Origin of the sequence: Pseudomonas sp. P129 (genome assembly GCF_020312195.1) — a bacterium.
Classification (GTDB): domain Bacteria; phylum Pseudomonadota; class Gammaproteobacteria; order Pseudomonadales; family Pseudomonadaceae; genus Aquipseudomonas; species Aquipseudomonas fragariae.
This window is the reverse complement of the sequence record NZ_JAGPYS010000001.1, coordinates 828,279-841,960: the sequence shown is the minus strand read 5'-3', so window position 1 is coordinate 841,960 and position 13,682 is coordinate 828,279. Positions and strand designations below refer to the sequence as shown.

Below are 13,682 nucleotides of genomic sequence, written 5' to 3'. Positions count from 1 at the left end.
TGGCACCTCGTGTATTGGCAGGTTGTAAACAGCTTCTATACTCAGCTTACAACGCCAGGCTTTCAGCCCTGGCGCCCTTGCAGTGAGAATAGGGCAAGCTATGGATTGGCTGGGTTTGAACGTATTCGCTGACCCACCAGCGGACGTGAAATTATTGATCGACTGTAGTCACAACCTGTTTCTGGTCGCGCTGGCTTACGGCGTGGCCTGTGCTGCGTGCTTTGCCACGCTGGATATTGCGGACCGTGTCATCCAGGTCGACGCCCTCAAAAGCCGTCGCCTCTGGAAAGCGCTGGGCGCGTTGTGCCTGGCCGGTGGCGTGTGGGCGATGCACTTCATCAGCATGCTGGCCTTTCAGGCACCGCTCAAAATCGCTTACGACCTCTCCATCACGCTGATTTCCCTGCTGATCGTATTGATTACCGCATTGGTGGCCATGCGAGCACTGACAGTCCCGGAACTGACTCTGAGACGCTGCCTGATCAGCGCGGTGGTGATGGGGGTCGGCATCAGCGTCATGCACTACCTGGGCATGTCGGCCATGCGCTCCACTGCCACGCAGTACTACGAGCCGCGGATGTTCGCCCTGTCGATTCTGGTCGCAGTCCTCTCCAGCATTGCGCTCCTGACACTGCCGCGGCACTTGCGCCAGTACAACGGCATGTTTCATCAGATGTTCCGATATGCGGTCAGCCTTCTGCTGGGCGCGGGCCTGTTGACCATGCACCTGATGGGCATGAAGGCGCTGCGGCTGGTGATCCCGGAAGGCACTGAGCTGCACGGGCCCGCCACCGAAAACAGCCAACAGCTGGGGCTGACCATCGCGGCCATCGCCCTGCTGATCATCGCCGGCAGCATCAGTGCGGCAATGGCTGACAAGAAACTGCAAGGCAAGGAGCATGACCTGCAGCGGGTCAATGCACTGCTTACCCAGCTGGATCAGGCACGCGTCTCGCTTCAGCAGGTTGCGCATTACGACCCGCTGACCAATCTGATCAACCGCCGCGGTTTCAATCAGATCTTCGCCGAGAAGCTGCAGGAGCACACTTACAACAACGGCATGCTCGCAGTGATGTTCCTCGACATCGACCACTTCAAGCGCATCAATGACAGCCTGGGCCATGATGCGGGTGACGAGCTGCTCAAAGTGATAGCCGACCGCATCCGTGGTGCTACCCGGGTTCAGGACGTGGTAGCGCGCTTCGGCGGCGATGAATTCTGCATCCTGCTGAGCATTCCGGACTACGAAGAGGCACGACACCTGGCCCATCGGGTCATGCAAAAAATGAAAGAGACCATCGCGCTGGCAGGAAGACGCATGGTCATGACCACCAGTATCGGTATTGCCGTGTTCCCGCGTGACGGTTCGACCTGCGATGAGCTGCTCAAGCACGCGGACCTCGCGCTCTACCAGTCCAAGGACAAAGGGCGCAACGGCGTCAACTTCTTCAACCCGGCGCTCAAGACCAAGGCCAGTCTGGAGCTGCAACTGGAAGAAGAACTGCGCAATGCCCTGCGCGAAGGCACGGGGCTGCAGGTGTACTACCAGCCTATCGTCGACATGCGCACCGGCCACGTTGCCAAGCTCGAGGCGCTGGTGCGCTGGAATCATCCGCACCACGGCCTGCTGGTACCCGCCCGCTTCATCGGCATTGCCGAAGCCAACGGCCTGATTGCAGAGCTGGATAACTGGGTGCTGCGCCGCGCCTGTCACGACCTGCGCACTCTGCATCAGGAAGGGCTGGAACAGCTGATCATCTCGGTCAACTGCTCAGCGCTGACGCTGGGCCGCAACGAGTTGGTCGAAGAGGTTGAACGGGCGCTGGCCGATGCTGACGCAGCGCCTGGACGGCTGGAACTGGAGGTCACCGAAAATGCCTTGATGGGCAACATCAGCAACACCATCCTGATGCTCAAGCACATTCGCAGCCTGGGTGTTTCCCTGTCGATCGACGACTTCGGCACGGGTTACTCGTCGCTCGCCTATCTCAAGCGGCTGCCACTGGACACGCTGAAGATCGACCGTTCGTTCATTATCGACATTCCCCAGTCACCGCAGGATATGGAAATCGTTCAGGCAATCCTCGTCATGGCGCATACCCTGCGCTTGAAAGTCGTGACGGAGGGCGTCGAAACCCAGGCTCAGCTGGAGTTTCTCAGGCAGTTTGGCAGTGATTACGTACAAGGTTATATGTTCAGCAGGCCTCAGCCGCTGGAGCGAATCCTGCCCCTCGCCAGACAGATGAATGAGCGTGAGGCCAGCTTGCAGTGGTCTGCCCTGCCACCACCGTATGCCCACGGACCTGACATCGGGATACCAGAAGCATCGGATGTGTTCGCCGAACTGTCTGACAGTGACGATTTCGCCAGTCACAGACCTGTTCGCACCTGAAGCGGCGCTGCACGGAACCATCGCCGAAAAGCCAGCACAGCCCGCTGAAACCGCCACCTCGAAAGGTGTGGTTTTACGCTACGCGGGCTGCCAAAGAGTTACCTTCCAACTCACCCGGAAAAACCGCAAGGCACTTAACTGGTGCGCAAATCATTCCTGCGCCCTGTTTTGAATCAATACCCAGGGTGCCACTACTACAGCCCACAGCATTGGATCTGTCTCCACCAGCTCAAGCGCCTTGGTTTCAGACACCTTGCCAACCTGCCCTTCAGCCAGCCATGCAGACACCCTGGCTGCATCATTTTCGGCCACTGCCTCGGCGACTTCGATCAAATCCAGAGGCAGCTCGACCCACAACAGGGCACCCTTGGCAAAGAATGGTTGCAATTCAGTCCAGGTGATTGAGGCCGTTTCGCCAAGCAGTTTGGCATAGAGGGTGCTAGGTTCTTGCGTCATGGGTTTCACCAAAAAGAAAATCGGCGCAATGATAGCGCCGAGTTTCCCACCGGCAAGCCCAGAAGCAGGCGATTTATCGCAGGGAAGTGCAGATAACCTTATGGATCTGAAGTGATTTCAGACACTCAAGCGGTTCGATTCTGTAACTTTCTTTCGATTAGGCGACACGCACAGGTTTGTCCCCGGACGCCCGGCTTTCCAAGCCCGCGAACGGCGCTCTAAACTGTTCCGGTACAGTTGGCGGTGCGGGACAACCGGTGATCGAATCGGTCCTGGAGCCTTGGCCATCAGGATTATAAAAACTACAACGCAAGAGTGGAGCATCATGACTAAGGGTACCAATAAGCTTTCAAGGCTGTTTGCCGCACTGGTTATGGCGGGGGTTGCCAGCCATTCGTTCGCAGCTGACACCATCAAGATCGGCATTGCCGGCCCCAAGACCGGCCCTGTCGCCGAATACGGCACCATGCAGTTCAATGGCGCCAGGATGGCCATCGAGCAGATCAACGCCAAAGGCGGCGTAGATGGCAAAAAGCTTGAAGCCGTCGAATATGATGACGCCTGCGATCCGAAACAGGCCGTTGCGGTCGCCAACAAGGTGGTCAACGACGGCGTGAAATACGTGGTCGGCCACCTCTGCTCCAGCTCCGCCCAGCCAGCCTCCGACGTTTACGAAGACGAAGGCATCATCATGGTGACCCCGGCTGCCACCAGCCCGGAAATCACCGCGCGCGGCTACAAACTGGTGTTCCGCACCATCGGTCTCGACAGCGCCCAGGGTCCGGCCGCTGGCAACTACATTGCCGACGTCGCCAAGCCGAAAATCGTTGCAGTGATCCACGACAAGCAGCAGTACGGCGAAGGTATCGCGACAGCCGTCAAGCAAACGCTGGAGAAAAAAGGCGTCAAGGTTGCACTGTTCGAAGGCATCAACGCTGGCGACAAGGACTTCGCCTCGCTGATTCAAAAACTCAAGCAGGCCAACGTCGACTTCGTCTACTACGGCGGCTACCACCCTGAGCTGGGCCAGATCCTGCGCCAGTCCAAGGAAAAAGGCCTGAACGCCAAGTTCATGGGCCCTGAAGGCGTCGGCAACGAGTCGATCTCGCAAATTGCTGGCGAAGCTTCCGAAGGCCTGCTGGTCACCCTGCCAAAATCCTTCGACCAGGACCCGGCCAACCAGGCGCTGACCGAGGCCTTCAAGGCCAAGAGTCAGGACCCGAGCGGCCCGTTCGTGTACCCGTCCTACTCCGCCGTACAGGTCATTGCTGACGGCATCGCGGCCGCCAAGTCCGAAGACACCACCAAGGTGGCTGCTGCCATCCACGCCGGTACCTTCAAGACGCCAATGGGCGAGCTGAGCTACGACGAAAAAGGTGACCTGAAGAACTTCCAGTTCGTGGTCTACGAGTGGCACTTCGGCAAGCCCAAGACCGAAGCCGCCAAATAAGCTGCTTGCGTTAACCCTCAAAGCCCACTGCCAGCGCAGTGGGCTTTGTTTTACGAATCCAGGCCCGTACGCAGGTTTCGGCGACCCGAACTGTATTCACGAGGCCCCCTGAAAATCTTAAAACCGTCAATAGCGGTTCCTTGACAGCGCAACAGGCTACGCATCGACAGAATGCCACCCCGGCGCACGTCAGAGAAATGCAGATCAGGTTTTTAGGAGCGCGGTAAATGCCCGAGTTATTCCACTACATGCAGCAGCTGGTCAATGGCCTGACCATTGGCAGTACGTATGCATTGATCGCCATCGGTTACACGATGGTGTACGGCATCATCGGAATGATCAACTTCGCCCATGGCGAGGTGTACATGATCGGTTCCTATGTCGCTTTCATGGCACTCGCCGGTCTGGCGATGCTGGGTATTCACAGCCTGCCGCTGCTGATGATTGCCGGTTTTGCCGCTGCGATCATCGTGACCAGTGCCTACGGATACAGCATCGAGCGTGTGGCCTACCGTCCGTTGCGCAATAGCAACCGTCTGATCCCCCTGATTTCTGCGATCGGCATGTCGATCTTTCTGCAGAACTCGGTCCAGCTTTCCCAGGGCTCGGGCAACTTCGCCATCCCCAACCTGCTGCCCGGCAGCCTCTCGTTCGGGCCCGGTGGTGCGCAGGAAGTGCTGATTTCCTACATGCAGATCGTGGTGTTCGTCGTCACCCTGCTGGCCATGACCGGCCTGACCCTGTTCATCTCCCGCTCGCGAATGGGTCGCGCCTGCCGCGCCTGCGCCGAGGACATGAAGATGGCCAATCTGCTGGGGATCAACACCAACAACATCATCGCCCTGACCTTCGTGGTCGGTGCTGCACTGGCCGCCGTCGCCGCCATGCTACTGAGCATGCAATACGGCGTGATCAACCCCAACGCCGGTTTCCTCGTCGGCCTGAAAGCCTTCACGGCTGCGGTATTGGGCGGTATCGGTTCGATCCCGGGTGCCGTGCTCGGTGGTCTGGTGCTGGGCGTCGCCGAAGCCTTCGGTGCCGACATTTTTGGTGATCAGTACAAGGACGTCGTGGCTTTCGGCCTGCTGGTCCTGGTGCTGCTGTTCCGACCGACCGGCATTCTGGGTCGTCCGGAGGTTGAGAAAGTATGAGCAAGTCTTTCAAACAGGCGCTGTTCAGCGCCGCACTGGTCTGGGCTGTGGCCTACCCGGTGTTCGGCCTGAAGCTGGCCTTTTCCGGCGTCACCCTGCAAGTGCAGAACGCCAGCCCGCTGACCCTGACCATCATTGCCGTGTGTTCGGTCCTGCTGTTTCTGCGCGTATTGTTTGCCGAGCAGATCAGCGGCCTGCGTCGCGGCTCCGACAAACCGCTGATCCCGCAAAAAACCAGCGACTTCCTGACCCAGCCGAAAACCCAGCGCTGGGGCCTTGCGGCGCTCATCGTGCTGGCCTTCATCTGGCCATTCTTCGGGTCGCGCGGTGCGGTGGACATTGCCACGCTGATCCTGATCTACGTGATGCTCGGCCTCGGCCTGAATATCGTGGTCGGCCTGGCAGGTCTGCTTGACCTGGGCTATGTCGGTTTCTATGCGGTCGGCGCCTACAGCTATGCCCTGCTGTCGCACTATTACGGGCTCGGCTTCTGGATCTGCCTGCCGATCGCGGGGTTGATGGCGGCGCTGTTCGGGTTCCTGCTGGGCTTTCCGGTGTTGCGTCTGCGCGGCGACTATCTGGCCATCGTGACGCTGGGGTTCGGCGAGATCATCCGCATCTTCCTGCGCAACCTGACCGATATCACCGGCGGTCCGAACGGCATCAGCAACATCGAAAAGCCGACCTTCTTCGGCCTGACTTTCGAGCGCAAGGCTGCTGAAGGCATGCAGACCTTCCACGAGTTCTTCGGCCTGCCGTACAACTCGATCAACAAGGTCATCTTCCTCTACCTGATCGCCCTGCTGCTGGCACTGGCGGCGTTGTTCGTCATCAATCGCCTGCTGCGCATGCCGATCGGCCGGGCCTGGGAAGCCTTGCGCGAAGACGAAATCGCCTGTCGCGCACTGGGTCTGAACCCGACCGTGATCAAGCTCTCGGCCTTCACCCTTGGCGCTGCGTTCGCAGGTTTCGCAGGCAGCTTCTTTGCTGCACGTCAGGGTCTGATCACCCCGGAATCGTTCACCTTCATCGAGTCGGCAATCATCCTGGCCATCGTGGTACTGGGTGGCATGGGCTCGCAACTGGGCGTGATCCTGGCGGCCATCGTGATGATCCTGTTGCCTGAGCTGATGCGTGAGTTCAGCGACTACCGCATGCTGATGTTCGGCGCGCTGATGGTGCTGATGATGATCTGGCGTCCACAAGGCTTCCTGCCGATGCAGCGCCCCGAAATGAAATTGAAAGCGGAGCTGCCGAAATGAGCCGCCCATTACTGCAAGCCACCGGCTTGAGCATGCGTTTTGGCGGCCTGCTGGCGGTCAATGGCGTTGCCCTGACCGTCAATCAGGGGCAGGTCGTATCGATGATCGGCCCCAATGGCGCAGGCAAGACCACAGTCTTCAACTGCCTGACCGGGTTCTACCGGCCGAGCGCGGGCACGATTCTGCTGGACGGTGAGCCGATCCAGGGCCTGGCTGGTCACCAGATCGCGCGCAAGGGCGTGGTGCGTACCTTCCAGAACGTGCGCCTGTTCAAGGACATGACCGCCGTGGAAAACCTGCTGGTTGCCCAGCACCGGCATTTGAACACCAACTTCCTGTCCGGCCTGTTCAAGACGCCCGCGTTTCGCCGCAGCGAACGTGAAGCCATGGACTACGCCGAGCACTGGCTTGAGGCGGTCAACCTGCGTGAATTCGCCAATCGCCCTGCCGGGACGCTGGCCTATGGTCAGCAACGCCGCCTGGAAATCGCCCGCTGCATGATGACGCGTCCGCGCATTCTGATGCTCGACGAACCGGCAGCGGGTCTGAACCCCAGGGAAACCGATGATCTGAAAGCGCTGATCGGCGTGTTGCGCAGCGAGCACAACGCGACGGTCCTGCTGATCGAGCATGACATGAAACTGGTGATGAGCATTTCCGACCACATTGTGGTGATCAACCAGGGCACGCCTCTGGCCGATGGCACGCCGGAGCAGATTCGTGACAATCCCGATGTGATCAAAGCCTACCTGGGGGAAGCGTAAATGCTGCAGTTCGAAAACGTTTCCACCTTCTACGGCAAGATCCAGGCGCTGCACAGCGTCAACGTGGAAGTACGCCAGGGTGAAATTGTCACCCTGATCGGCGCCAACGGCGCGGGCAAGTCCACCCTGCTGATGACCCTGTGCGGCTCGCCGCGCGCCCACAGCGGCAGTATTCGCTACATGGGCGAGGAACTGGTCGGGCTGGAGTCGTCGATCATCATGCGCAAGAGCATTGCCGTGGTGCCGGAAGGCCGCCGGGTATTTGCGCGCCTGACCGTTGAAGAGAACCTGGCAATGGGCGGTTTCTTCACGCAAAAGGAGGATTATCAGGAACAGATGGACAAGGTCCTGCAGCTTTTTCCACGCCTCAAGGAACGCTTCAATCAGCGCGGCGGCACCATGTCCGGTGGCGAACAGCAGATGCTGGCCATCGGTCGCGCACTGATGAGCAAGCCCAAGCTGCTGTTGCTGGACGAGCCTTCACTGGGTCTGGCGCCGATCATCATCCAGCAGATTTTCGAGATCGTCGAACAGCTGCGCCGCGATGGGGTGACGGTATTTCTGGTCGAACAGAACGCCAACCAGGCCTTGAAAGTCGCCGACCGCGCCTACGTACTGGAAAACGGCCGCGTGGTCATGCAAGGCACAGGCGAAGAACTGCTGGTCGATCCGAAAGTGCGGGACGCGTATCTGGGCGGCTAAGCGCACGCCACGTCCCGAGAGGCCGAAACGGTTTTGCAGGAGCGAATCGGGCGATGCTTCGCCTGTTCGAGAAGGCGTTCGTTTAAACGATGTATTTTCGTCGAACAAAACGCCCCTTTCGCGAACACGTTCGCTCCTACTGTCAGAGTCAGGCCTGCACGATAGTCAAAGCCACTGCTCGCGCGATAAGCATCCAGACCCTTGTGATGCACCTCCAGTCTGAGTAACGTGGCGGCACTTGTCTGGAGACCACATCATGTTTGCTGCCCGTTCCGTCCTCGTATTTGCTCTTCTACCGCTGTTTGCCGGGTGTCAGTTGCTCGGTAAACAGACCGAGGAACCGAAGGTTTCCACGGCGGGCATGCTCCGCATGCAGGGCGATCTGACCGGGGAGAACGGCCAGTTGCTGTTCAAGCCGTGTAACGAGCAGCGTCGCTACGTGGTCAAGGATCGCGGCAACACCGGCATTCTGCAGGAAGCGGCCTCGCTGGCGGACAGCAAGGGCACGGTGTTTGCCGATCTGCGCGGCAGCTTTGCCGCGAGCAAGGCGGCCAACAGTGACGGTCAGCTGGACCTGCATCAGCTGTACCGCGTCGAACGTCCAGGCCAGGCCTGTGAAGACCTCAACTTCAAACGCCTGACATTGCACGTCAATGGCAACAAACCCGCCTGGAACGTCAATGTCAGCGGCAAGGGCATGGTTCTGGAGCGCGAGGGCGTCGCGCCACTGGCGTTGCCCTACGTGGAAGAGAAGCTGCCGGACGGCAGTTTCAGCGTCAGCAGCGAAGCCAACAACCAGCGTATCGAGATCTGGGTCGCACCACAGCGCTGCGTCGACAGTGTCGACGGCTCGGTGCAACACCTCACCGCAGAGCTGCGCATCAACGGCCAGGCCCAGCGTGGCTGCGGTTATTACGGCGGTTCACGCGACGACTGATCGCCCAGGCTCGCCGCCAAAGGGGTTCAGCGCTTATAATCGCCGGTTCTTGTAGTGCTGTCGGGCTGAACCTGCGGCCCGAAAACTGGACCCCTTAATGTTACGAATCACCGAACTCAAGCTGCCGATCGATCATCCGGAAGAAGACCTGCGCCTTGCGCTCTTGAAGCACCTGGGTATCGACAGCGGCGAACTGCTGGACTTTACCCTCTTCAAGCGCAGTTACGACGCGCGCAAAAAGTCTTCCGAGCTGTGCTTCATCTACACCATCGACTTCCAGGTCAAGGATGAAGAAGCACTGCTGCGCAAGCTGGCCAATGACCGCCACGTCGGCCCGGCACCTGATGTCAGCTACAAAGTCGTCGGTCACGCTCCCGAGGGGCTGACAGAGCGCCCGATCGTCGTGGGTTTCGGGCCCTGCGGTATCTTTGCCGGGCTGCTGCTGGCGCAGATGGGCTTCAAGCCGATCATCCTCGAGCGCGGCACCGAAGTTCGTCAGCGCACCAAGGACACCTGGGCGCTGTGGCGCAAAAACGTACTCAACCCCGAGTCCAACGTGCAGTTTGGCGAGGGCGGTGCCGGGACCTTTTCCGACGGCAAGCTTTACAGCCAGATCAAGGACCCGAAATTCATCGGCCGCAAGGTGCTGCACGAGTTCGTGAAGGCCGGCGCGCCGGAAGAAATCCTCTATGTCAGCAAACCGCATATCGGCACGTTCCGCCTGACCGGTGTGGTCGAGAACATGCGCCATCAGATCGAAGCGCTGGGCGGCGAAGTGCGCTTTCAGCAGCGCGTGACCGACGTGATGATCGAGGACGGCCAATTGCTGGGCGTGCAGCTGGACAGCGGCGAACAGCTCGAGTCCCGGCACGTGATTCTGGCGCTGGGCCACAGTGCCCGTGACACCTTCCGCATGCTGCACGGCCGTGGCGTGTTCATGGAAGCCAAGCCGTTCTCGGTGGGCTTCCGCATCGAACACCCGCAATCGTTGATCGACCGCGCGCGACTGGGCAAATATGCCGGTCACCCGAAGCTCGGCGCAGCCGATTACAAACTGGTGCACCACGCCAGCAACGGCCGCTCGGTCTACAGCTTCTGCATGTGCCCTGGCGGCACGGTCGTGGCAGCCACGTCAGAGCCCGGCCGAGTGGTCACCAACGGCATGAGCCAATACTCGCGCAACGAGCGCAATGCCAACTCGGGCATCGTGGTCGGTATCTCGCCGGAACAGGACTACCCGGGCAGCCCGCTGGCCGGTATCGAATTGCAGGAGCGTCTGGAGTCTCACGCCTATCTGCTCGGCGGCAGCAGTTACGAGGCCCCTGCGCAACTGGTCGGCGACTTCATTGCCGGCAGGGCCTCGACAGCCCTGGGCAGCGTTGAACCGTCCTACAAGCCGGGCGTGAAGCTGGTGGACCTTGCCGAGGCTCTGCCCGCCTTTGCCATCGAAGCCATTCGTGAAGCCCTGCCTGCGTTCGACAAGCAGATCAAAGGCTTCTCGCTGCACGACGCCGTCCTGACCGGCATCGAAACCCGTACCTCGGCACCGCTGCGCATTACCCGCGGGCCGACTATGCAGAGCCTGAACACCAAAGGCCTTTACCCGGCCGGTGAAGGCGCTGGCTATGCGGGCGGGATTCTCTCGGCTGGCGTGGACGGCATTCGGGTGGCCGAAGCGCTGGTGCGGGACATGCTGGGGATCGAGGGCTGAGCCCAGGGTGACTATCGTTCCCGCGATCCGTGCGGGAATGTATTTCGTGACGCGCCGCGTCACACATAAAAGCTGCGGTTCACCGTCAGGAACGGACGCGGAGCGTCCAGAACTGCATGCCAACGCAGAGCATTGGCACGATATTCACGCGCATGCGTGGCGCACCAATAAAAAACCCCGAGCATTGCGGCTCGGGGTTTTGCTGTGCGGTATTGCAGATCAGTGGGTAACGCGGCTGGTGCCGTTGACGCTCATGATGCGCACGCGCTCGCCGACCCGGAAAATCTCGTTTTCCTGAACCTGCTGCACGTAGGCACGCATGCTGCCGTCATCCTCACGCACGGTGATCTCGACACCTTGCGTACGGGTCAGGCCTTCCTCGGTCGCCGAACCCAGCAAACCACCGGCCACTGCGCCGATCACCGCTGCCACGATACTGCCGCGACCACCGCCGATGGCGCTACCGCCCACACCACCAACGACTGCACCCGCCGCGCCGCCGATCGGGGTCTTGGTGCCCTCGATCTTGACCGGACGCAAGGATTCGATCGTCCCCATGCGAACTGTCTGTACGGTCCTGGCCTCGTCACGGGAGTAGGAATCACCGGTCAGATTCGAGGTACAGCCGCCCAGCGTCAGAGCCATGGCAGTGAACGAAGCAACCAGAAGAGCAGACTTGCGCATAAAAGGAATCTCCAGAGGAATCAGTGGCCATTAGACTACCCGACAAAGGTGCTGTCACGGCCCCGAGCCTGCAAATTAAATTGATTCAGGCCTCATACAGCCATAGCCCGTATAACGCTCAGACGATTGGCCAAACGAATAATTCAATCAGGGTGCAAGGCGCTCACGTGTCCATCTGTCGTCTATCAAACGATAGTTCAAACGGTCGTGAAGTCGACTGGAGCGACCCTGCCAGAACTCGATTCGCTCGGGCAAAAGACGATAGCCACCCCAGTGCTCGGGGCAGTGTGGCTGGGTGTCTGCGAAGCGTTGTTCCGTCTGTCTGATCAGGCCTTCCAGTTCGTCGCGATCCGCGATTACACGACTCTGTGGCGAGGCCCATGCCCCCAGACGACTGCCCAGGGGGCGCACCTGGTAATAAGCGTCGGACTCTTGCGCAGAGACTTTCTCGACCCGCCCCTCGATACGCACCTGGCGCTCCAGTGTCGGCCAGAAGAAAGTCATCGCGGCAAATGGACGGGCAGCCAGTTGCTGGCCCTTGGCGCTTTCGTAGTTGGTGAAAAACGTGAAACCCTGAGTGTCGAGGCCCTTGAGCAGCAAGACGCGGCAATGTGGACGTCCTTCCTCATCAACCGTCGCCAATGTCATGGCGTTAGCCTCGACAGGCGGCTGCTCGGTGTTCACCGCATCGGCGAACCATGCATGGAAGAGTGCAAAGGGCTCGTCCGGCGATTGCGCTTCGGTCAACCCGTCGCGCGTGTAATCACGGCGCATATCGGCCAGGGTCTGGGTCATGGTCTGGTTCCTGCGAGGGCACGGATCGACTCCACGCGAAGCGTCAGTGACGATCCGCGTGGGTGCTGACAGGCTTAGTTACTGGCCTGGCTGTCATCCTTCTTGGCGGGCGTTGTGCTCTTGGCCGGAGCCTTGGCCGCCGCTTTGGTCGCTGCCGGCTTCTTGGCCGCTGCGGTGGTCTTGGCTGGCGCGGCCTTCTTGGCGGTGCTGGCCTTGGCCGGTGCAGCTTTCTTGGCGGTGTCTTTCTTCGCAGCGGCTTTCTTGGCCGGTGCGGCGGCAGGTGCCGGAGCAACCGGCTTGACGTCCTGGGTAGCAACCATGGTCGGCGCCACTGGCGGCAGTGCATAGCGGCTCATCAGCGCGCGCATGGTGTCCTGCGGCGTCATGAGAATCTCGACCCGGCGGTTGAGCGCACGACCCTGCAGGCTGTCGTTGGCGGCGCGCGGCATCACCGCACCCATGCCACGCTGGCTGAGGCGGTTACGCTCCAGGCCACTGAGACGGAAAATCGCGGCAACCGACTGCGCGCGTTCCTGGCTGATCTTCTGGTTGGCGTCGGTAGGACCCGACGTGTCGGCATGACCGAGAATCAACACGGCAGTTTTCTGATCGCCTTCGACCACCTTGGCCAGACGGGTGATCGGACCCAGCGTGTTGGGCAGCAGCATGGCTGGACGGTCAGGGTTGAACGAGCTGTCGACTGGCGCGGTGATTGCCAGCAGGTCTTCGCGGCGCTCCAGCTGGAACGGGCTGTCCTTGATTGCAGCGCGCAGGCGCGGCTCGTACTCGTCCAGCCACGCCTGGGTCACTTTCGGATCAGGCATCGGCAGCGCTTTAGGCTCGTCCTTGGCGGAGTCGTTGCCAAACGGCCACCACCACTTGGTGTCGGTTTCCGACTTGGCGACCATCGACGGCGCCGCTGGCTTGGCTGCCGGTTTGTCGGCAACGGCATCAGGTTTGGCCTGAGCACTGTCGCTGGAGCCGAACGGCCAGTACCACGGCGCGCTGTTTTCAGCACCCGTCGCAGGTGGCGGCGTTGCAGCAGCCTTGGCAACCGGAGCGGGCGCCGGGCTCGGTGCCGGAGCCTTGGCAGCGGTGCCTGCGTCAGCGGACTCGCTGCCGGAACCGAACTGCCACCAATGGCCTCCGGTTGCAGCAGAGTCGGATTGTGGGGTTTGGGCACAGCCGGTCACGGCGATGCACAGGGCGAGAACGAGGCTTTTATTAGACGACATGGGTAACCCGCAACGGTTTTTGATCAGACAGAAGGACGTAACTACGCCGGTATAACATGCATAAAGATGCAGTTGGAAAAAGAAACCGTCGTACGGTTCCTGTTACAGCCATTTAACTGACAGTCGGTATGAAACAAGCACTT

12 protein-coding genes and 1 pseudogene are annotated in these 13,682 nt (G+C 60.3%); 9 read left to right on the top strand and 4 right to left on the bottom strand.

The window, feature by feature from the left end:
• The first annotated feature begins 100 nt into the window (after positions 1–100).
• Positions 101–2,392: a putative bifunctional diguanylate cyclase/phosphodiesterase gene (locus KBY02_RS03730; protein WP_096127399.1), complete on the top strand. Its 2,292-nt coding sequence runs from the start codon at positions 101–103 to the stop codon at positions 2,390–2,392.
• 150 nt (positions 2,393–2,542) lie between these two features.
• Here KBY02_RS03730 and KBY02_RS03725 read toward each other — a convergent pair whose 3' ends face one another.
• The gene (locus KBY02_RS03725; RefSeq protein WP_003402356.1) at positions 2,543–2,848 is read right to left on the bottom strand and encodes a DUF2288 domain-containing protein; all 306 of its coding nucleotides are present in this window, start codon (positions 2,846–2,848) and stop codon (positions 2,543–2,545) included.
• Here KBY02_RS03725 and KBY02_RS03720 point away from each other — a divergent pair.
• The 8 genes and pseudogenes from KBY02_RS03720 to KBY02_RS03685 form a co-directional block, all read left to right on the top strand.
• A pseudogene (locus tag KBY02_RS03720) lies at positions 2,847–3,098 on the top strand (hypothetical protein); the annotation flags it as partial. The gene KBY02_RS03725 and the pseudogene KBY02_RS03720 sit on opposite strands and share 2 nt — an antisense overlap.
• A 75-nt stretch (positions 3,099–3,173) precedes the next feature.
• On the top strand, positions 3,174–4,298 hold the full coding sequence (locus tag KBY02_RS03715) for a branched-chain amino acid ABC transporter substrate-binding protein (RefSeq protein WP_024641387.1): 1,125 nt from the start codon (positions 3,174–3,176) through the stop codon (positions 4,296–4,298).
• 227 nt (positions 4,299–4,525) lie between these two features.
• Entirely contained in the window at positions 4,526–5,449 is a 924-nt protein-coding gene (livH, locus tag KBY02_RS03710) for a high-affinity branched-chain amino acid ABC transporter permease LivH (protein WP_010432468.1), read from the top strand.
• Positions 5,446–6,711: a high-affinity branched-chain amino acid ABC transporter permease LivM gene (locus KBY02_RS03705; protein ID WP_011268694.1), complete on the top strand. Its 1,266-nt coding sequence runs from the start codon at positions 5,446–5,448 to the stop codon at positions 6,709–6,711. Before livH ends, KBY02_RS03705 begins: the two co-directional genes overlap by 4 nt.
• On the top strand, positions 6,708–7,475 hold the full coding sequence (gene livG / locus KBY02_RS03700) for a high-affinity branched-chain amino acid ABC transporter ATP-binding protein LivG (RefSeq protein WP_011268695.1): 768 nt from the start codon (positions 6,708–6,710) through the stop codon (positions 7,473–7,475). Before KBY02_RS03705 ends, livG begins: the two co-directional genes overlap by 4 nt.
• Positions 7,476–8,177, top strand: coding sequence for an ABC transporter ATP-binding protein (locus KBY02_RS03695; RefSeq protein ID WP_024641388.1), 702 nt, complete (start codon positions 7,476–7,478; stop codon positions 8,175–8,177). It abuts the gene before it with no gap.
• A gap of 256 nt (positions 8,178–8,433) precedes the next feature.
• Positions 8,434–9,114: a COG3650 family protein gene (locus KBY02_RS03690; RefSeq protein ID WP_003314432.1), complete on the top strand. Its 681-nt coding sequence runs from the start codon at positions 8,434–8,436 to the stop codon at positions 9,112–9,114.
• A gap of 97 nt (positions 9,115–9,211) precedes the next feature.
• Positions 9,212–10,825 (top strand): NAD(P)/FAD-dependent oxidoreductase, encoded by a 1,614-nt coding sequence (locus KBY02_RS03685; protein ID WP_024641389.1) that lies wholly within the window; start codon positions 9,212–9,214, stop codon positions 10,823–10,825.
• 219 nt (positions 10,826–11,044) lie between these two features.
• On the opposite strand, the gene KBY02_RS03680 is transcribed toward KBY02_RS03685, so the two are convergent.
• The 3 genes from KBY02_RS03680 to KBY02_RS03670 form a co-directional block, all read right to left on the bottom strand.
• A complete protein-coding gene (locus KBY02_RS03680; protein ID WP_003314430.1) occupies positions 11,045–11,509 on the bottom strand; it encodes a glycine zipper 2TM domain-containing protein in 465 nt (154 codons plus the stop codon).
• 147 nt (positions 11,510–11,656) lie between these two features.
• Entirely contained in the window at positions 11,657–12,304 is a 648-nt protein-coding gene (gene pdxH / locus KBY02_RS03675) for a pyridoxamine 5'-phosphate oxidase (protein ID WP_003402338.1), read from the bottom strand.
• Positions 12,305–12,378: 74 nt separating this feature from the next.
• Positions 12,379–13,539, bottom strand: coding sequence for an OmpA family protein (locus KBY02_RS03670; RefSeq protein WP_011268698.1), 1,161 nt, complete (start codon positions 13,537–13,539; stop codon positions 12,379–12,381).
• Positions 13,540–13,682: the final 143 nt, after the last annotated feature.

What these genes read in the sequence shown, in the direction of transcription:
- KBY02_RS03690 (WP_003314432.1), top strand. Translation starts at nt 8,434, where the DNA reads ATGTTTGCTGCCCGTTCCGTCCTCGTATTTGCTCTTCTACCGCTGTTT.
- KBY02_RS03725 (WP_003402356.1), bottom strand. Translation starts at nt 2,848, where the DNA reads ATGACGCAAGAACCTAGCACCCTCTATGCCAAACTGCTTGGCGAAACG.
- KBY02_RS03685 (WP_024641389.1), top strand. Translation starts at nt 9,212, where the DNA reads ATGTTACGAATCACCGAACTCAAGCTGCCGATCGATCATCCGGAAGAA.
- KBY02_RS03670 (WP_011268698.1), bottom strand. Translation starts at nt 13,539, where the DNA reads ATGTCGTCTAATAAAAGCCTCGTTCTCGCCCTGTGCATCGCCGTGACC.
- livH (WP_010432468.1), top strand. Translation starts at nt 4,526, where the DNA reads ATGCCCGAGTTATTCCACTACATGCAGCAGCTGGTCAATGGCCTGACC.
- pdxH (WP_003402338.1), bottom strand. Translation starts at nt 12,304, where the DNA reads ATGACCCAGACCCTGGCCGATATGCGCCGTGATTACACGCGCGACGGG.
- KBY02_RS03715 (WP_024641387.1), top strand. Translation starts at nt 3,174, where the DNA reads ATGACTAAGGGTACCAATAAGCTTTCAAGGCTGTTTGCCGCACTGGTT.
- KBY02_RS03730 (WP_096127399.1), top strand. Translation starts at nt 101, where the DNA reads ATGGATTGGCTGGGTTTGAACGTATTCGCTGACCCACCAGCGGACGTG.
- livG (WP_011268695.1), top strand. Translation starts at nt 6,708, where the DNA reads ATGAGCCGCCCATTACTGCAAGCCACCGGCTTGAGCATGCGTTTTGGC.
- KBY02_RS03695 (WP_024641388.1), top strand. Translation starts at nt 7,476, where the DNA reads ATGCTGCAGTTCGAAAACGTTTCCACCTTCTACGGCAAGATCCAGGCG.
- KBY02_RS03705 (WP_011268694.1), top strand. Translation starts at nt 5,446, where the DNA reads ATGAGCAAGTCTTTCAAACAGGCGCTGTTCAGCGCCGCACTGGTCTGG.
- KBY02_RS03680 (WP_003314430.1), bottom strand. Translation starts at nt 11,509, where the DNA reads ATGCGCAAGTCTGCTCTTCTGGTTGCTTCGTTCACTGCCATGGCTCTG.